This is a genomic window from Sphingomonas sp. CROZ-RG-20F-R02-07, from assembly GCF_022662335.1.
Classification (GTDB): Bacteria; Pseudomonadota; Alphaproteobacteria; order Sphingomonadales; family Sphingomonadaceae; genus Sphingomonas.
Genome location: NZ_JAKNQJ010000001.1, coordinates 536452 through 553155, shown reverse-complemented (window position 1 = coordinate 553155; position 16704 = coordinate 536452). Strand labels below are relative to the sequence as shown.

Sequence of the window (16704 nt, the reverse complement as noted above, 5' to 3'; positions counted from 1 at the left end):
GCTAAGGGCGCGCCTCCTTTCAGGCTGGTCGGAACCAGCCATAGCCGGAGCGTTCCCCATGAAGACCGATACCCATCCCGACTACCACATGATCAAGGTCCAGATGACCGACGGAACCGTGTTCGAGACGCGCTCGACCTGGGGCAAGGAGGGCGACACGATGCAGCTCGACATCGATCCGCTGGCGCATCCGGCCTGGACCGGTGGTCGCGGTACGATGCTCGATGCCGGTGGCCAGGTCGCGCGCTTCAACAAGCGCTTCGGTGGCGGTCTCACGCTCCGCAAGTGACCGACCGCGCGTCGTTAACGGCGCGTTAGGGTGGCGGACGTACACGTCTCTCCTGTCACATGAGAGGACGAGATGTTCGCCGCCGAATTCCAGCCATTCCAGGATCAAGGCCGCCGCCGCTCCGCCCGCGCCCCGGTCGCGCTGGAGGCCAAGGTGGGCGGCGACGGTCTTGAGCGCACGCTGTGCAAGGTCATCGACGTGTCGATCCATGGCGCGCGGATCCAGACCTATTCGGCTCTCAAGCGCGGCGCGATGATCTGGCTGACCTTGCCCTTGATCGGTGCGGTGGCGGCCGACGTGATGTGGGCCGACGACTTCAACGCCGGCTGCCAGTTCCGCGCGCCGCTGGATCTCGCCGCGTTCGAAACGCTGACCGAGAGGCACCCGGTATCGTGATCCGATCGGCGGTCCGCGCCCGACGATGGCCGGACGGCAGAGGGATTGCGGACCGGTCCGTCAGCGCGTCAGCCGGCAAGTCCGGGGCGCGTTGACGAGGTTGCAGCGCATGGTGCCGCCGCCGGTCAGGTGGCTGACGAAGGCGGCAAGCTGCGGCCCGATCGCGGCATCGGCGGCATCGCGAAGGATCGGATCGACTCCTTGCGAGCAGCCGTTGTGCGTACCCGGCACCTGGAGCTGGTTGAGCCGGATGTCGGCATCGGCCGGCCTCGCGCGGTCGCCCGCCAGCGCGGCGGTGGCGCAACCGATGGCAAGGCCCAGGCCGATCACGGTCTTGTTCATGGCGAGATCCTGCATCATGCGTGAGGGCGGCGCCGCGACCCGTGCCGCGACGCCGGTTGCGTCGGTCAGCCCTTGAACTGCGCGAAACCGCCGACGGTGTGATACGCGTTGGGCGTCGTGTAGTGGAGCAGGCCGAGCGCGCCGTAGATCTGCCAGCCGCTCGAATAACAGGTGTCGAACAGGTTGCGGTCGATGCCGAACGCGCGAACGCCATATGGGATCGAAGGGAGAACTGCTTCGCACGCTTTCGGCCGTTTCCAGCGGGAAATCGGCGTGCCCAGCTTGGGACTGAAGTGGCGGAACGGGTGGGATTCGAACCCACGGTGGGCTTGCACCCACGGCGGTTTTCAAGACCGCTGCCTTAAACCACTCGGCCACCGTTCCTCGGCTGCTCCGATAGGCGCCTCGCGCCGGTCTGTGCAAGCGCTGCGACGATGCGGGGTTCCGGCATCCGTGCCACTGTGCCACTCTCGTTCGCATGGGTGGGATAAAACGGATCGATATGGCGTTGCGGGCATTCGGCACGGCCTTGGCGCTGATGCTGGCGGGGCCGGCCTGCGCACAGGAACCGGCTACCAGCCAGGACAACGGCTTCCAGGATTATCTCTCGGTGCTCCGCACCCAGGCGCTTGCGCAAGGCGTGTCGCGCCAGACCGCCGATGCCGTGTTTCCGACGCTGACGCTCAACCAGCGGGTGGTCGATCTCGATCGCCAGCAACCGGGTAGCGACGTGTACGGCCCGGTATCGATGTTCGCGCCCTATCGGACGCAGCATGTCGACGCTGCCCGCATCGCGCGCGGCCAGAGCGTCTATCGCGCGCAGCGATGGCGGCTCCAGACGATCGAGCGCGAGACGGGCGTTCCCGAATCGATCATGGTCGCGATCTGGGGGCATGAGACGAACTACGGCGCCTATACGGGCAATTTCGACCTCCTCCGGTCGCTCGCCAGCCTGGCCTATGACGGACGGCGCCGGCCTTTGTTCGCCGGCGAGTTCATCGCCGCGCTCAAGATGATCGATCGCGGCGTGCCGCGCGAACGGCTGAAGGGCAGTTGGGCGGGTGCGACCGGCAATCCGCAGTTCCTGCCTTCGGTGTATCTGCGCGTCGGCCGCGACGGCGATGGCGATGGCCGGGTCGACATCTGGAACAGCGAGGCGGACACCCTGGCCTCGATCGGCAATTACTTCGTCGATGCCGGTTGGCGCACGGGGCAGCCCTGGGGCATCGCCGTGACGGTGCCGGGCGGGTTCGATCGGTCTCAGGTCGCCAATCGGCTGGTTTCGCCGCGCTGCCCACGCGTGTTCGCGCGCGCCAGCGGCTGGCGGACGATGGCCGAATGGCGGGCGCTCGGGATCGCGCCCCAATCGGGCATCTGGCCCGGCGACCATGTGATGGCGACCCTATTCGAGCCCGATGGCCCGGGTGCCACGGCCTATCTGCTCACCAGCAACTACCGCGTGATCCTCGATTACAACTGCTCGAATTTCTACGCGCTGTCGGTGGGGCTGCTCGCCGACGCCGTCGCGCGCTAACGCGTGACGGCGGGTTCTTCGAGGGTTATGGCGGCCTTGGCCATTCGCCGCCAATCCCATCGCTTCTCCAAACGCCACGGACCCGCCCCCATGAACAAGCTGATCGCCGCCCCCGTTATCGCCGCGTTGCTGGCCGTGCCCACGATGGCGGCGGCACCGCAGTTTCAGACGCCGGCGCCGATCGCCTATCTGCAGGACCTGTCGTCGGGCGCGGTGCTCTACAGCCGCGATGCGGACAAGCGCATGCCGCCCGCCTCGATGGCCAAGATGATGACGGTCTATGTCGCGTTCGACATGATCCGCAAAGGCGAACTGAAGCTCGACCAGACCTTCCCGGTCCGCCCGGAGACATGGGCGAAGTGGCATGGACCCAAAGCCGGATCGACGATGTTCCTGGCGACCGGCGAGAATGTCAGCGTCGAGAATCTTCTGAAGGGCATCGTCACGCTGTCGGGCAACGACGCCTGCGTCGTGCTCGCCGAGGGGATTTCGGGCACCGAAGAAGGTTTTGTCAGCCGCATGAACGACAGCGCGAAGCAGCTCGGTCTGACGAACAGCCATTTCGGCACCGCCAATGGCTGGCCCGACAATGGCGTGACCTATGTCACGGCGCGCGACCTCGCCAAGCTGGCATCCGCGACGATCACGAACTTTCCCGACCTCTACAAGAAGTTCTACTCCCTTCCCAATTTCACTTGGGGCAAGACGCTCGGCGCCGGCACGGACATCACGCAGGCCAATCGTGATCCGCTGCTCGGCCGCGTCGCCGGGGCCGATGGCCTGAAGACCGGGCATACCGACGAAGCGGGCTATGGCTTCACCGGCTCCGCCCAGCAAAACGGTCGCCGCCTCGTGATGGTGATGGCCGGGCTGTCGAGCTTCAACCAGCGAATCGAGGAGTCGGTTCGCTTCATGGAGTGGGGGTTCCGCGCCTGGCAGGCCAAGCCGCTGGTCGCCAAGGGCCGGAAGGTCGAAACCGCCGAGGTTCAACTCGGCGACTCCGCCACGGTCGGGCTCGTTGCGGCGAACGCCTTGACGGTCACGCTGCCCGCGGGTGCGGTGCCGGTGATGCAGGCCAAGGTCGTGTACGAAGGTCCGATCAAGGCGCCGATCAAGGCCGGGCAGCACATCGCCGATCTGGTCGTGTCGTCGCCGGACGTGCCCGAACAGCGGCTGCCGCTCGTCGCCGACAAGGATGTCGCGGCCGCCGGTTTCTTCGGCCGTGCCTGGGCGGGGCTGAAGTCGTTCCTGTGACGCCGTGACGCCGATCTACGGCAATGCCCCGGCGCACGCGGCCTTTGCGGCGGCGTCACGGGGCGGAACGCTCCATCACGCATGGTTGTTCGCCGGCCCCGAGGGCGTCGGCAAGGCGCGATACGCGCGCGAGGCGGCGATCCGGATGCTCGGCGAGGCGGCGGGCGAGGGGGCGCCGATGCCGCGTACCCGCGCGTTGGTCGATGCAGGATCGCACCCCGATTTCCGCATCCTTTCCCGGCTTCCCAAAGATGCGGAAAAGCCGGATCAGGATCTCGCACGGAGCGTCACGATCGCGCAGGTGCGCACGTTGCAGCCGCTGTTCGCGACCGCGCCGTCGATGAGTTCGCGGCGCGTCGTGTTGATCGATTCGATCGACGATCTCGAACGCGGCGGTGCCAACGCGCTGCTCAAGAATCTCGAGGAGCCACCCGCCGGAACGATCTTCCTGCTCGTCAGCCATGCGCCCGGTCGCTTGTTGCCGACGATCCGCTCGCGCTGCCGGCTGCTCCGCTTCGAACGGCTGTCGGACGAGGATGTCGCCGCGGCGATTCGTGAGCTCCGCCCCGAGGCGGAGAACGCCGAGGTGGAGGCGCTGGTGCGGGCGGCGGACGGCGCGCCGGGCAAGGCGCTGCGCTATGCAGGGCTGGATATCGCCGGCCTGGACGCCGCGATCGCCGGCCTCGCGGAGGGAGATCCGAACAACGCGCGCCGGGCGGCGCTGGCCAAGGCGCTGGCCGGGAAAGCGGCCGCGCCACGTTATGCCGCCTTCCTCGAACGCGTTCCGAGCTTCATCGCCCGAACCGCAAGGCAGCGCACCGGGCCCGCGCTCGCCGATGCCATCGCCGCGCATGCCAAGGTGCGCGAGATCGCCGGCGCCGCGATCGGGCTGTCGCTCGATCCGCAAGCCACCATATTCGAAATCGGCGGCATCGTCGCCGGGCTTCACCTGAAGGATCCGATTGGTTAGGGCATCGGCATGGCCGAACCCTATTACATCACCACCGCGATCAGCTATCCCAACGGCCGCCCGCATATCGGCCACGCCTATGAGGCGATCGCCGCCGATGCCATCGCCCGCTTCCAGCGTCAGGCCGGGCGCGACGTCCGCTTTCAGACCGGCACCGACGAACACGGCCTCAAGATGGTTCAGGCCGCGCGGGGGGCGGGCGTGGAAGTCCGTGCTTTGGCGGACGAAATGTCGTCGCATTTCAGGGCGATGTGCGACGCGCTGGATATCTCCTATGACCGGTTCCTGCGCACCACCGAGCCCGGCCATCACCGCGCGAGCCAAGCGCTTTGGAGCGCGATGGCGGAGAAGGGCGATCTTTATCCCAGCCGCTACGAAGGCTGGTATTCGGTGCGCGACGAGGCGTTCTACGACGAAAAGGAGCTGATCGGTGAGGGGGACGCGCGCCTGTCGCCACAGGGCACGCCAGTCGAATGGACGAAAGAAGAAAGCTGGTTCTTCCGCCTCTCCGCCTATCAACAGCCGCTGCTCGACCATTTCGCCGCGAACCCCGATTTCATCCGGCCGGAGAGCCGCCGCAACGAGGTGATCCGCTTCGTGGAAGGGGGCCTGTCCGATCTGTCCATCTCGCGCACCAGCTTCGACTGGGGCGTGCCGGTTCCCGGTTCCGACGGCCATGTGATGTATGTGTGGGTCGATGCGCTCACCAATTATCTGTCCGGGCTGGGCTATCCCGATGCGGCTGCGGAATGGCGCTATTGGCCTGCCGACCTCCATCTGATCGGCAAGGACATCGTGCGCTTCCATGCCGTCTATTGGCCGGCATTTCTGATGTCGGCCGGCATCGCCTTGCCCAAGCAGGTCTTCGGCCATGGTTTCCTGCTTCATCGCGGCGAGAAGATGTCGAAGTCGCTCGGCAATGTGGTGGCTCCCGGCGAGCTGGCCGAGGCATTCGGCGTCGATGCGCTGCGATACTTCCTGCTGCGCGATGTGAGCTTCGGGCAGGACGGATCCTATTCGGCCGAAGCGATCGTCACGCGCGTGAATGCCGAGCTGGCCAACAGCTTCGGTAATCTGGCGCAGCGAACGCTGTCGTTCGTCGCCAAGAATCTGGACGGCGCGTTCCCCGCGCTGGGGCGCAGCGATCCGGCCGATGCGATGCTGATCGAGGAGGTCGTCGTGGCATGTGCGGCGCTCCAATCCGCGTTCGAGGATCTCGCACTCGCGCAAGGCATCGAGGCCTGGATGCGCGGCGTGTTCGCCTGCAACCAATATATCGATGCGCAGGCGCCCTGGGCGTTGCGCAAGACCGATCCCGAGCGGATGCACGCCGTGCTCGGCACGCTGATCCGGGCGATCCGCATGCTCGCGATCGCGATCCTGCCGGTGGTACCCGGATCGGCCGCGCGGATGCTCGATCAGATCGGCGCCGACCAGCGCGCCCATGCCGCGATCGACGATGACCGCTGGTACGATCGGGCGGCCGCGACCCACCGGATCGCCCCGCCGAGCCCGATCTTCCCCCGGCTCGAACTTCCGGTGGAGGCCGGCTGATGCTCGCCGACAGCCACTGCCACCTCAATTACGAGGGTGTCTTCGAACAGCAGCAGGCGGTGCTCGAACGCGCGCGCGCGCGCGGCGTGACCGCCATGCTCAACATCGCCACCCGGGAGAGCGAATGGGATGCGGTGCTCGCCACTGCCATGCGCGAGCCGGACGTCTGGGCGACGATCGGCATCCATCCCAATGAGGCCGACGCGCACCCGGATGTGGGCGTCGCACGGTTGATCGAACGCGCGCGGCAGCCCCGCGTGGTGGGGCTGGGCGAAACGGGCCTCGACTATCATTACGAACGGTCCGACCGCGTACGCCAGCAGGCGAGCTTTCGCGCGCACATCGCGGCCGCCCGCGAGACGGGGCTGCCGATCGTCGTGCACACCCGCGATGCCGAGGAGGATACCGCCGCGATCCTGACCGAGGAAATGGGGAAGGGGCGCTTCGGCGGGGTGATCCATTGCTTCACCGCGAGCGGCGCATTCGCCGATCACGCCTTGGCGCTGGGCTTCTACATTTCGATCTCGGGGATCGTGACGTTCAGGAACGCGCGCGATATTCAGGACACCGCCGCACGGTTGCCGATCGACCGGCTGCTGATCGAAACCGACGCGCCGTTTCTCGCGCCCGTGCCGCATCGCGGGAAGCCGGGCGAGCCGGGCTTCGTCGCCGATACCGCGGCCTTCCTCGCAAAGCTGCGGGGGGAAGATGCTGAAACGCTAGCCGCGCGCACGGCGGAGAATTTCCACACGCTCTTCGCCCGGACGCGCGCATGAAGGTCCGCATCCTCGGCTCGGGCACATCGTCCGGTGTGCCGCGGATCGGCAATGATTGGGGTGAATGCGATCCGGCCGAGCCGCGCAATCGCCGGACGCGGGCGTCGTTGCTGGTGGAGCATGACGGCACGACGATCCTCGTCGACACCGGGCCCGACATGCGCGAGCAGCTGCTGGCGGCCGATGTGGCGCGGATCGACGCGGTGATCTGGACGCACGATCACGCCGATCACTGCCATGGCATCGATGATCTGCGGCAGGTCTATCACGCGATGGGCCATCCGGTGCGCGGCTATGCGCGGGCCGAGGTGCTGGATGCGATCACGGCACGCTTCGCCTATGCGTTTGCCGGGCGCACGGGCTATCCGCCGACGATCGCGGCGGCGATCCTGCCGGACATGCTGACGATCGGCGGGATCACGGTGCGTGTGGTGGATCAGCCACATGGCAATATCCGCTCGGCAGGATTGCGCTTCGAGGCCGGTGGCGCGGCCGTCGGATATGCGACGGATTTCAGCCACGTGACGCCCGAGATGGCGACGCTGTATGAAGGGCTGGACGTCTGGATCGCCGACGCGCTCCGCCGCCGGCCGCATCCGACGCATGCGAACCTCAAAACGGTGCTCGAATGGGTCGAGCGCCTTCGCCCGGATCGAACCGCGCTGATCCATATGGATCAGACGATGGACTATGCGACGCTGGCGGTGGAGCTGCCGGGGGGGATCGAACCGGGCTATGACGGACTGACGTTCGACCTCAATCGATAGATCCGTAACTTACATAATGTATATTATCGGTTTTGGAGATGCGACATGATCGAGCGGCTCGTGGATATCATGGCGCGTCTGCGTGACCCCCTGAATGGTTGCGAATGGGATCGCGTGCAGACCTGGGCGACGATCGCGCCTTACACGATCGAGGAAGCCTATGAAGTCGCGGATGCGATCGCGCGTGACGATGCCGCCGATCTGAAGGACGAACTCGGCGACCTCCTGCTCCAGGTGGTGTTCCACAGCCGCATCGCCGAGGAAGCCGGGCTGTTTTCCCTCGCCGACGTCGCCGCTGCGATCGGCGACAAGATGGAGCGCCGCCACCCGCATATCTTCGGCGGCGCGACCACATCGCCCGGTTGGGAGACGATCAAAGCCACCGAACGGGCCGGCAAGGCCGATGCCAGCGCGCTGGCGGGCGTGGCGATCGGCCTGCCTGCCTTGTCTCGCGCCGAAAAGTTGCAAAAGCGTGCCGCACGGGTCGGTTTCGATTGGCCCGAAGCCGACGGCCCGCGCGGCAAGGTGATCGAGGAAATCGCCGAGATCGACGAAGCACCGGCGGAAACGATCGAGGAAGAGTTCGGCGATCTGCTCTTCGCGGTCGTGAACTGGGCGCGGCATCGCGGCATCGATCCCGAAGCGGCACTGCGCGCGGGCAACGCGAAGTTCGAGCGCCGCTTCCGCGCGATCGAGGCCGATGGCGGCAAGGATTTCGCCGCGCTCGACCTCGATGCGAAGGAAGCGCTCTGGCAGGCCGTCAAGCGCCGCGGCGGCTGAAGCGATCGAAATCGGCGTCCGACATCCGCACGGTGTACGTCGCCTTCAGGTCATCGGCGCTCTGATCGATCACCTTGCCATGCGCGTGCAGCCACGCCGCCGCGGCACCGTCGCCAGCGTCGAGTTCGATCGTGTAACGCCGGTGCGCACCCGTCAGCTTGGCCGCGACGCGCTCGATCAGCGCGGGCACCCCTTCCCCGCTCAACGCCGAGATCGCGATGAGATCGGGATCGCGATCGGCTTTGGCGACCGCGGCCTGATGCTCCTCGGGCGGCAGCAGGTCGAGCTTGTTCCACACCTCGAAGCGCGGCGTCTGTTCGTCGACGCCGAGTTCGGTCAGCACCGTCTCGACATCGGCCCGCTGCGCCTCCGTATCGGGATGCGCGATGTCGCGGACATGGATCAGCAGGTCGGCCGACACCACCTCTTCGAGCGTTGCCTTGAACGCGGCGACGAGTTGGGTCGGCAGGTCGGATACGAAGCCCACCGTGTCGGACAGGATCGCCTTGTCGATCCCCGGCAAATGGATCTGGCGCAGCGTCGGGTCGAGCGTGGCGAACAGCAGGTTTTCGGCCATGACGTCGGCGCCCGTCAGCCGGTTGAACAGCGTCGACTTTCCGGCATTGGTATAGCCCACGAGCGCGATCACCGGCCAGGGCGCGCGCTGGCGCCGGTCGCGATGAAGGCCGCGCGTGCGGCTCACCTGATCGAGTTCGCGGCGCAATTTGGCCATGCGATCTCGGATCAGGCGACGATCGGCCTCGATCTGGGTCTCACCGGGGCCGCCGAGGAAGCCGAAGCCGCCGCGCTGCCGCTCGAGATGGGTCCAGCTGCGCACCAGCCGCCCCGCCTGATAATCCAGATGCGCCAGCTCGACCTGCAGTCGCCCCTCGGCCGTGGCCGCGCGTTCCCCGAAGATTTCGAGGATCAACCCGGTCCGGTCGATCACCTTGGTCTTCAGGATGGTCTCGAGATTGCGCTGCTGGATCGGCGACAGGCTGGCATCGAAGACGACGAGCCCCGCTTCTTCCTGCTGGACCTCGACGGCGAGCAGGTCGGCCTGACCGCTGCCGATCAGCGTCGCCGCACGCGGCGTACGGACGCGATAGGCGATCTTTTCGGTGACCTCGACCCCGATCGCGGCCGCCAGCCCCGCGGTTTCCTCAAGCCGTGCGCCCGCGTCGCGCAGTGGATCGCCCTGATCGGGCAACACGACGATGGCGCGCGTACCCCGCGCAAACTCGTCCCGATCGCGTTCGAAACCCGTACTCAATCCTCGTCCGAACCGGTCGCTTCTTCGGCCAGGTTCAACGGCTGCGAAGGCTGGATGGTCGAAACCGCATGCTTGTAGACGAGCTGCGCGAGTCCCTCGCGCTGCAACAGCATACAGAACAGGTCGAAGCCCGCGATATAGCCCTGGAGCATCACGCCGTTGACGAGGAACATCGTCACGCTCGCATCGGACTTGCGCACCGCGTTCAGGAAGATTTCCTGAAGCAGCGGGTTCTTCTTCTGCCCCTCCGCAGCGCTCTCGACGATGGCGGCGATATCTATCGCGCCGGACGGCATGATGGTGGAGATGGCGTGCTTGTAGATGAGTTGCGACTGCCCGTCGCGGCGCAGCAGCACGGAAAAATTATCGAACCAGGTCACGATCCCCTGGAGCTTCACGCCCTTCACGAGGAACATCGTGACGGGGCTCTTGGATCGGCGGAGCGCGTTGAGGAATTGATCCTGAAGCGATCCCGGTTTCTCGGCCATGCTTAGCCCTTTGTTCTTGGCGGGATGTTTCCCGCGATAGCGCCGTTCCTCGGCGTCGGAGTTGCGCCCGTTACGGGCGACGCGCGGTACTTATGGTTGGCGAGGCGCTTCGTCCACCCCGACGCCCTCAATCGTCACGCGTTTCGGTGATGCCGAGCAGCTTCAGTTTGCGGTGAAGCGCGGATCGCTCCATCCCGATGAAGCTCGCAGTTCGGGAGATATTGCCCGAGAAGCGCCGGATCTGCACCCGCAGATATTCGCGTTCGAACGTCTCGCGGGCTTCGCGCAGCGGCGTGCCCATGATCGCGCCCGAGCCGCCGCCGCCGCCACTCGCCTGTTCTCCCAGAACCTCAGCGGGCAGCATGTCGAGGTCGATCCGGCCGACCCGGTCGCCCGGCGCGAGGATGATCGTCCGTTCCACCACGTTGCGCAACTGGCGGACATTGCCCGGCCAATCATAGGATTGCATCGCCACCACCGCATCGGGCGCGATCTCCGGCGTCGGCACGCGACGTTCCGAGGCGTAATGCGCGAGAAAATGCGCGACGAGCGCGGGGATGTCTTCGCGCCGGTCGGCCAGCGGCGGGATGACGACGGGCACGACATTGAGCCGGTAATAGAGATCTTCGCGAAACCGCCCGGCGGCGATCTCTTCGACCAGATCGCGCGCGGTGGCAGAGACGACGCGCACATCGACCTTCACCGTGCGCGTACCCCCGACCCGGCTGAAGCTCTGGTCGGTCAACACGCGCAGGATCCGCGCCTGCGTCGCGATGGGCATGTCGGCGATCTCGTCGAGGAACAGCGTGCCGCCATGCGCCTGCTCGAAAAGGCCGGGGCGCACGAGATCGCCGCTTTCCTCGACGCCGAACAGCTCCTCGTCGACCCGTTCGGGCGTCATCCGCGCCGCGCTGACGATCACGAACGGCGCGCTCACGCGCTGGCTCCAGCCGTGGAGCAGGCGGGCGGCGACCTCCTTGCCGACGCCGGCGCCGCCCATCAGCAGCACGCGGCTGCCCGTTCCCGCCACCCGCTTCAACGTCGCGCGAACGCCGTTGATGGCGCCCGAACTGCCGGTCAGATCATCCTCGCGGCCCACACTGGCGCGCAACGACGCGACTTCGCGTTTCAGTCGCTCGGTTTCCGTGGCGCGTTCCACCATCAACAGCAGGCGTTCGGCCTCGAACGGCTTTTCGATGAAATCGACCGCGCCGCGCCGGATCGCGGCCACCGCCGTGTCGATGCTGCCATGGCCCGAGATCACCAGCACCGGGATCGAGGGATCGCGCCGCTTGATCTCCTCCAGCAGTTCGAGCCCGTCGAGCCGCGATCCCTGAAGCCACACATCCAGCAGCACGAGCGAGGGCCGCCGTACGGCGATGGCTTCCAGCGCGGAGTCGCTGTCGCCGGCGGAACGCGTGCCATAGCCCTCGTCCTCCAGCACGCCGGCGACGAGCTCGCGGATGTCGCGTTCGTCATCCACGACGAGAATATCGAGTGCCATCAGCCCATCATCCGGTTTCGAGTAAGTGCAGCGAGCTGGCCCTCCCCTGCCAGCTCGGGCGTCGACGCCCCCTGATCGAGCGCAGCGAGTGCGGCCACGTCGAACATCATCGTGACGACCGTGCCGCCGCCGGGGCGATCCGAAAACTGGATCGTCCCATGATGTTCCTCGATGATCTTCTTGACGATCGCGAGCCCCAGCCCGGTGCCGCGCGCGCGCGTCGTCATATAGGGTTCGATGATCCGATCCCGCTCGGCAGGAAGGCCGACGCCCGAGTCCGCGACCGCGATCCCGATGCCGTGCCCGGGCTCTTCGGTGAGCGTCATCGTCACCGTGCCGCCGTCGCCGCCTTTCGCCTCGATCGCCTCGACCGCGTTCTTGACGATATTGGTCAGCGCCTGGCCGATCTGGCGCCGATCGCAAACGAGATTGGGACCGGGATCGTCGTGCACCAGCGCGAAACGGATACCGGGGTGCGCGACCTCGTGCAGGAACAGCGCCTGGCGTGCCGCATCGACCAACGATTCTTCTCGGAATACGGGCTTGGGCATGCGCGCGAACGACGAGAATTCGTCGACCATCCGCCGCAGATCGCCCACCTGCCGAACGATCGTGTCCGTCAGCCGCGTGAACGTGCCATCGTCACCCTCGATCTTGGCGCCATAGCGGCGCTGGAGGCGTTCGGCCGCCAGTTGGATCGGCGTCAGCGGATTCTTGATCTCGTGCGCGATCCGCCGGGCGACGTCGGACCAGGCGGCCCGCCGCTGATCGAGCAATTGCTGCGTGATATCGTCGAAGGTGAGGATCGGCCCGGCATCCGTCCGGGCGATCCGCACTGCAAGCGTTCGGGCCTCGGCACCCTCCCCCACCTGGACGATTGCTTCGCGCGCGCCTTCCACGATCAGCGCGCCGAGTTCCGGTGCGCGCGCCGCCAGAGGCTGTCCGGCGAGCCCGTCATCGCCGGCGTGGAGCAAGGCCGCGGCCGAACTGTTCGCGATCCTCACGATGCCATCGGGCGTCGTGGCGATCACCCCCGCCGACACGCCGCTCATCACCGCTTCGATCAGCGCGCGACGGCTGTCGAGCTGGTCGTTGGCGGTCACGAGCGCGGTGTTCTGCTCCTGAAGTCGCCCCGTCATCTGGTTGAACGCCTTGGCGAGCGTGCCGACTTCGTCGCGCGTGCGGGGATCGGGCACGCGCGCGGTAAGGTCCCCGCCTTCCACACGCCGCGCGGCGTCGACCAGTTCGTTGACCGGCCGTACGAGGCGATCGGCGACGGTCAAGGCCACGAACACCACGATTGCGACGACGAACAAAGAGAGTGCAAGAAGCGCGATGTTGAAGCGAAGCTGAATCGCTCGCGAACGATACAGCAGCGTCCGGTAATCGGTGAACACAGCCCGCGCACGCTCCATGCGCTCCGCCATGACTTTGGCCCCGCCCTCTCGGGTCGCATAGAGAAAGAGTGGCGTGCCCAACACACGGGTTATCGAGTGGGTACGCAGCGAGTCGGTACCCGCCACGCTGGGCGCTCCTTGCAGGATGGTCCGCATCTCGCGTGCGTCAATGTCCTGAACCGGGCTACGGTCGGAATTCTTGACCAAGGCCTCGGTGTGGATCTCTCCTGAAGGTGTTATCGAGAATAAAACCGCTCCTGACAGACTGCGCTGAAACACATCTTGGCCGAACAGTGCTATAAACTGCTGGCTGTCTGGCATCCAGTGTTTCTCGAGAAGCATCCGGCTGACATCGTTAGCCATGGCAACGTTCTCGTTATCCACATACCGTAGCAATTCCGAGTAGGAAGCTTTTGCAAGACTCTGGGCATTCTCCAACATGCCGCGCGCACGATCCGAGAACCAGAATTCCACGCCATATTGAAACAACAGCGAGGCTATGATCGCAACGAGGATCATCGGGATCGCAGCCACCGATGAAAAAAGAACCACGAGGCGTACGTGCAACTGGCCGTTGCCGCCAACGGGCGACTTGGCTGCCTTGCGTCGCGCCACCCTTCGCCCGATCAAGACGAGGAGAGCAATTCCCGGCACCATGTTTGCGACAAGCAAAGAGGCCACAACCGCAGGCGTCAGTGGCGTTGACGAGGCAAGTTCGCCCCGCACGACGAAATAGCTCGCCACCGCGATCGCGCCGGCCACGCCCAGCACGATCAGCTCCAAGGCAGGCGTGATCGAGAAGCGCGCGGGCTGCTCGCCGTCGTCGATGTAGGGCGTCGCGTCGGCGATCATCGTTGCCGCAATACAACGTCCACCGTTGCCGCGAAACCACAATCTGCCGCAATCGATGCAGGGCTGAGCCCTTTCATCCCGGCTCGGTGCTGATACCAAGCGTATCCAGCCGCTTGCGCAAGGTGTTGCGGTTGATTCCCAGTGCGCGCGCCGCACGAAGCTGGTTGCGGCCATGGCGCGCGAGCATCGCCTCGATCAAGGGCCGCTCGACCTCGCCGATCACCCGGTCGTAAAGACTGCCATCGTCAAGCGCACCGGGGCGCTCGCGCGCGATCCGCTCGATCAGGGCGCGAACCGCGTCGGCGATCCCCGTATCGGCCGTCTCGACCGCCGGCGCGCTGCCGCCGATCATGCCGCGAACCGCTTCCGCGTCGATCCGCTCGTCCCGGGCCAGCACGGCCAGGCGCCGCATCAGATTTTCGAGCTCGCGCACATTGCCCGGCCAGTCATACGCCTCGAGCGCCGCGATCGCCTCTGCGGCCAATTGGCGGCGCGGCAGACCTTCGTTCGCTGCGTGATCGAGGAAATGCCGGGCCAGCAGCGCGATGTCGTGATGGCGTTCGCGCAAGGGCGGCAACGCGATCGGCACGACGTTCAGCCGGTAGAACAGGTCCTCGCGAAACTGCCCGCCTGCCACGGCCTGCGCCAGCGCCCGGTTGGTCGCCGCGACGATCCGCACATCGGCGCGGATCGACCGCGCGCCACCGACGCTGGTGAACTCTCCCGATTGCAGCACGCGCAGCAGACGCGTTTGGGCGTCCATCGGCATGTCGCCGATCTCGTCGAGGAACAGCGTGCCCCCGGCGGCTTGCTCGAAGCGGCCCGCGCTGCGCGCCGCGGCGCCGGTGAACGCCCCGCGCTCATGGCCGAACAGCTCCGCCTCGATCAATTCGCGCGGGATCGCGGCCATGTTGATCGCGACGAACGGACCGCCGCGGCGCTGCCCCAGATCGTGGATGGCGCGCGCCACCAGCTCCTTGCCCGTTCCCGACTCGCCGGACACGAGCACGGTCAGGTCGTTCGACACGACACGCGCGATGGTGCGATACACGTCCTGCATCGCCGGCGACCGGCCGATCAGCGGCAGTGCGCGATCGTCCGCGCCGAGCCCTTCGTCCGCGGCCAGAGCGCCGCGCGCCAGCGCGCCGCGCACGGCACGCGCGAGCACGTCCAGATCGAACGGCTTGGGCAGATAGTCATAGGCGCCGACCTCCGCCGCGCGCACCGCGGTGGTCAGCGTGTTCTGGGCCGATAGGATGATTATCGGCAACTGAGGATAGCGGATCGCCACGTCCCGGGCACGTTCGAGGCCGTCGCCGTCGGGCAAAACGACATCGGTGACGAGCACGTCGGGAAGCGCCTGCGACAGTGCCTGCTCCATCCGCGCGAGACTTTCGACGGGCACCACCTCATGGCCCTCGCGGCGCAGCGCCTGCGCCACGACGGTGCGGATCGCCGCGTCGTCGTCCACCACCAGCACGCGCGTCATGCCGCCGCCCTGGGCAGTAGCAGGCGGAACACGGTCATCGGCGTCTCGCCTTCTCGCGCATATTGCACGATGCCTTCCATGTCGTGGGTCAACTTGTCGACCAGAGCCAGCCCGAGACCCCGGCCTTCCGGGCGGCCCGAGATGAACGGATCGAAGAGGTGTTCGGCGATGTCGGCGGGTGCGCCTGGCCCGTTGTCCATCACGCAGATCTCGATCGGCAAGGGGCGGCGCGGCTTGCCGGGTGCGAGACTGAGCGCGAGCCCATGGCGATAGGCGGTGGTCACCACGATCCGGGGATGACGTTCGTTGCGAACGGCTTCGCGCGCGTTCTTCAGAAGGTTGATGAGGATCTGCAAGAGCGCGTCGCGGTTGATCCGTGCGGGCGGCAGCGACGGATCGAATCGTTCCTCCACGCTGATCCCGCGCGCGAACCCCGCCAGTGCCAGCGCGCGGGCGTGGCTGAGCAGCGGATAGATGTTCTCGCCCGCCAGCGGCAGCGGACGCGTGTCGCTGAAATCCTGCATGCGATCGATCAACGCGGCGATCCGATCGACTTCGGTGGTGATGAGCGTGGTGAGTTCGCCGGCGCCCAACAACTGCGCAGCACCGCGGATGCCCGAAAGCGGGTTCTTGATCTCGTGCGCGAGCATGGCGGCTGCGCCGACCGCCGCGCGCGCACCGCCGGCCCGGTCGGCCGAATGGCCGAGCCGGCGCGCGGTGGCCGCATGGTGAAGCGCGATGGCGCGCCACCCGGGATAATCGGCGATCTCGGCTTCGGCGAAATCGACGCGCAGCTTTACCCCGCGCACGGTCGCGATCTCCACGTCGAACACGGCCAGCGCTTGGCGATCGAGACCCTGGGCGGCGGGCGGCGACGGCATGATCGCGCTGAGCGGTTGCCCCAGCATCAGCCGTTCGGACAAGTTGAGCAGTTGTTCGGCCTGCGCATTGGCATGGGCGATGCGGTCGTCCGGATCGATCACGATCACGGCCACGGGAAGCGCGGCCATGAGTTCGCCGAACCCCGGGCGCCCCCGCC

The 16704-nt window shown here is 66.6% G+C and carries 16 protein-coding genes, 1 tRNA gene and 1 pseudogene; 9 read left to right on the top strand and 9 right to left on the bottom strand.

All coding sequences use genetic code 11. From position 1 onward, the window contains the following. Window positions 1-58: 58 nt before the first annotated feature. Window positions 59-289: a 50S ribosomal protein L31 gene (gene rpmE / locus L8H00_RS02795; RefSeq protein WP_242095692.1), complete on the top strand. Its 231-nt coding sequence runs from the start codon at window positions 59-61 to the stop codon at window positions 287-289. Between the two features lie 72 nt (window positions 290-361). Beyond that, the gene (locus tag L8H00_RS02790) at window positions 362-685 is read left to right on the top strand and encodes a PilZ domain-containing protein (protein ID WP_242095691.1); all 324 of its coding nucleotides are present in this window, start codon (window positions 362-364) and stop codon (window positions 683-685) included. Window positions 686-745: 60 nt separating this feature from the next. Here L8H00_RS02790 and L8H00_RS02785 read toward each other — a convergent pair whose 3' ends face one another. From L8H00_RS02785 to L8H00_RS02775, 3 genes are all read right to left on the bottom strand, one after another. After that, on the bottom strand, window positions 746-1027 hold the full coding sequence (locus L8H00_RS02785) for a hypothetical protein (protein ID WP_242095690.1): 282 nt from the start codon (window positions 1025-1027) through the stop codon (window positions 746-748). A 65-nt stretch (window positions 1028-1092) separates the two neighbouring features. After that, complete coding sequence (locus tag L8H00_RS02780; RefSeq protein ID WP_242095689.1) at window positions 1093-1362, bottom strand: hypothetical protein; 270 nt, start codon at window positions 1360-1362, stop codon at window positions 1093-1095. Next, window positions 1322-1411: transfer RNA gene (locus L8H00_RS02775), tRNA-Ser, on the bottom strand. Before L8H00_RS02775 ends, L8H00_RS02780 begins: the two co-directional genes overlap by 41 nt. A 154-nt stretch (window positions 1412-1565) precedes the next feature. Between L8H00_RS02775 and L8H00_RS02770 the strand changes: the two genes are divergently transcribed. The 7 genes from L8H00_RS02770 to mazG all read left to right on the top strand — a co-directional run bounded on the left by L8H00_RS02770 (window position 1566) and on the right by mazG (window position 8662). Next, window positions 1566-2561, top strand: a complete 996-nt coding sequence (locus L8H00_RS02770; RefSeq protein ID WP_242095922.1) for a lytic murein transglycosylase — start codon at window positions 1566-1568, stop codon at window positions 2559-2561. Between the two features lie 90 nt (window positions 2562-2651). Then, window positions 2652-3815 (top strand): D-alanyl-D-alanine carboxypeptidase family protein, encoded by a 1164-nt coding sequence (locus L8H00_RS02765; RefSeq protein WP_242095688.1) that lies wholly within the window; start codon window positions 2652-2654, stop codon window positions 3813-3815. A gap of 4 nt (window positions 3816-3819) precedes the next feature. Further along, on the top strand, window positions 3820-4785 hold the full coding sequence (locus tag L8H00_RS02760) for an AAA family ATPase (protein ID WP_242095687.1): 966 nt from the start codon (window positions 3820-3822) through the stop codon (window positions 4783-4785). 9 nt (window positions 4786-4794) lie between these two features. Next, on the top strand, window positions 4795-6339 hold the full coding sequence (gene metG, locus L8H00_RS02755) for a methionine--tRNA ligase (protein WP_242095686.1): 1545 nt from the start codon (window positions 4795-4797) through the stop codon (window positions 6337-6339). Beyond that, window positions 6339-7115: a TatD family hydrolase gene (locus tag L8H00_RS02750; protein WP_242095685.1), complete on the top strand. Its 777-nt coding sequence runs from the start codon at window positions 6339-6341 to the stop codon at window positions 7113-7115. Before metG ends, L8H00_RS02750 begins: the two co-directional genes overlap by 1 nt. Further along, entirely contained in the window at window positions 7112-7882 is a 771-nt protein-coding gene (locus L8H00_RS02745; protein ID WP_242095684.1) for an MBL fold metallo-hydrolase, read from the top strand. The genes L8H00_RS02750 and L8H00_RS02745 overlap by 4 nt, the downstream gene beginning before the upstream one ends. Before the next feature lie 45 nt (window positions 7883-7927). Continuing rightward, entirely contained in the window at window positions 7928-8662 is a 735-nt protein-coding gene (gene mazG, locus L8H00_RS02740) for a nucleoside triphosphate pyrophosphohydrolase (protein WP_242095683.1), read from the top strand. Here the strand turns inward: mazG and hflX are convergent. The 6 genes and pseudogenes from hflX to L8H00_RS02710 all read right to left on the bottom strand — a co-directional run bounded on the left by hflX (window position 8643) and on the right by L8H00_RS02710 (window position 16675). Further along, a complete protein-coding gene (gene hflX / locus L8H00_RS02735; protein ID WP_242095682.1) occupies window positions 8643-9935 on the bottom strand; it encodes a GTPase HflX in 1293 nt (430 codons plus the stop codon). The two genes, mazG and hflX, sit on opposite strands and share 20 nt — an antisense overlap. Further along, a pseudogene (gene hfq, locus L8H00_RS02730) lies at window positions 9932-10432 on the bottom strand (RNA chaperone Hfq); the annotation flags it as partial. The pseudogene hfq and the gene hflX, both read right to left, overlap by 4 nt. Window positions 10433-10550: 118 nt before the next feature. Then, window positions 10551-11927, bottom strand: a complete 1377-nt coding sequence (locus tag L8H00_RS02725) for a sigma-54 dependent transcriptional regulator (RefSeq protein ID WP_242095680.1) — start codon at window positions 11925-11927, stop codon at window positions 10551-10553. Beyond that, window positions 11927-14176, bottom strand: coding sequence for an ATP-binding protein (locus L8H00_RS02720; RefSeq protein WP_242095679.1), 2250 nt, complete (start codon window positions 14174-14176; stop codon window positions 11927-11929). The genes L8H00_RS02725 and L8H00_RS02720 overlap by 1 nt, the downstream gene beginning before the upstream one ends. A 73-nt stretch (window positions 14177-14249) precedes the next feature. Then, window positions 14250-15665: a nitrogen regulation protein NR(I) gene (ntrC, locus tag L8H00_RS02715; protein ID WP_242095678.1), complete on the bottom strand. Its 1416-nt coding sequence runs from the start codon at window positions 15663-15665 to the stop codon at window positions 14250-14252. Then, window positions 15662-16675 carry an ATP-binding protein gene (locus L8H00_RS02710; protein WP_242095677.1) on the bottom strand — a complete coding sequence of 338 codons (1014 nt, stop codon included), beginning with the start codon at window positions 16673-16675 and terminating at the stop codon, window positions 15662-15664. The genes ntrC and L8H00_RS02710 overlap by 4 nt, the downstream gene beginning before the upstream one ends. Between the last annotated feature and the right edge of the window lie 29 nt (window positions 16676-16704).

Coding starts and splice junctions, on each gene's coding strand:
- L8H00_RS02790 (WP_242095691.1), top strand. CDS start 362: ATGTTCGCCGCCGAATTCCAGCCATTCCAGGATCAAGGCCGCCGCCGC.
- ntrC (WP_242095678.1), bottom strand. CDS start 15,665: ATGACGCGCGTGCTGGTGGTGGACGACGACGCGGCGATCCGCACCGTC.
- L8H00_RS02750 (WP_242095685.1), top strand. CDS start 6,339: ATGCTCGCCGACAGCCACTGCCACCTCAATTACGAGGGTGTCTTCGAA.
- L8H00_RS02720 (WP_242095679.1), bottom strand. CDS start 14,176: ATGATCGCCGACGCGACGCCCTACATCGACGACGGCGAGCAGCCCGCG.
- rpmE (WP_242095692.1), top strand. CDS start 59: ATGAAGACCGATACCCATCCCGACTACCACATGATCAAGGTCCAGATG.
- L8H00_RS02725 (WP_242095680.1), bottom strand. CDS start 11,927: ATGGCACTCGATATTCTCGTCGTGGATGACGAACGCGACATCCGCGAG.
- L8H00_RS02770 (WP_242095922.1), top strand. CDS start 1,566: ATGCTGGCGGGGCCGGCCTGCGCACAGGAACCGGCTACCAGCCAGGAC.
- metG (WP_242095686.1), top strand. CDS start 4,795: ATGGCCGAACCCTATTACATCACCACCGCGATCAGCTATCCCAACGGC.
- L8H00_RS02710 (WP_242095677.1), bottom strand. CDS start 16,675: ATGGCCGCGCTTCCCGTGGCCGTGATCGTGATCGATCCGGACGACCGC.
- L8H00_RS02785 (WP_242095690.1), bottom strand. CDS start 1,027: ATGAACAAGACCGTGATCGGCCTGGGCCTTGCCATCGGTTGCGCCACC.
- L8H00_RS02765 (WP_242095688.1), top strand. CDS start 2,652: ATGAACAAGCTGATCGCCGCCCCCGTTATCGCCGCGTTGCTGGCCGTG.
- L8H00_RS02745 (WP_242095684.1), top strand. CDS start 7,112: ATGAAGGTCCGCATCCTCGGCTCGGGCACATCGTCCGGTGTGCCGCGG.
- mazG (WP_242095683.1), top strand. CDS start 7,928: ATGATCGAGCGGCTCGTGGATATCATGGCGCGTCTGCGTGACCCCCTG.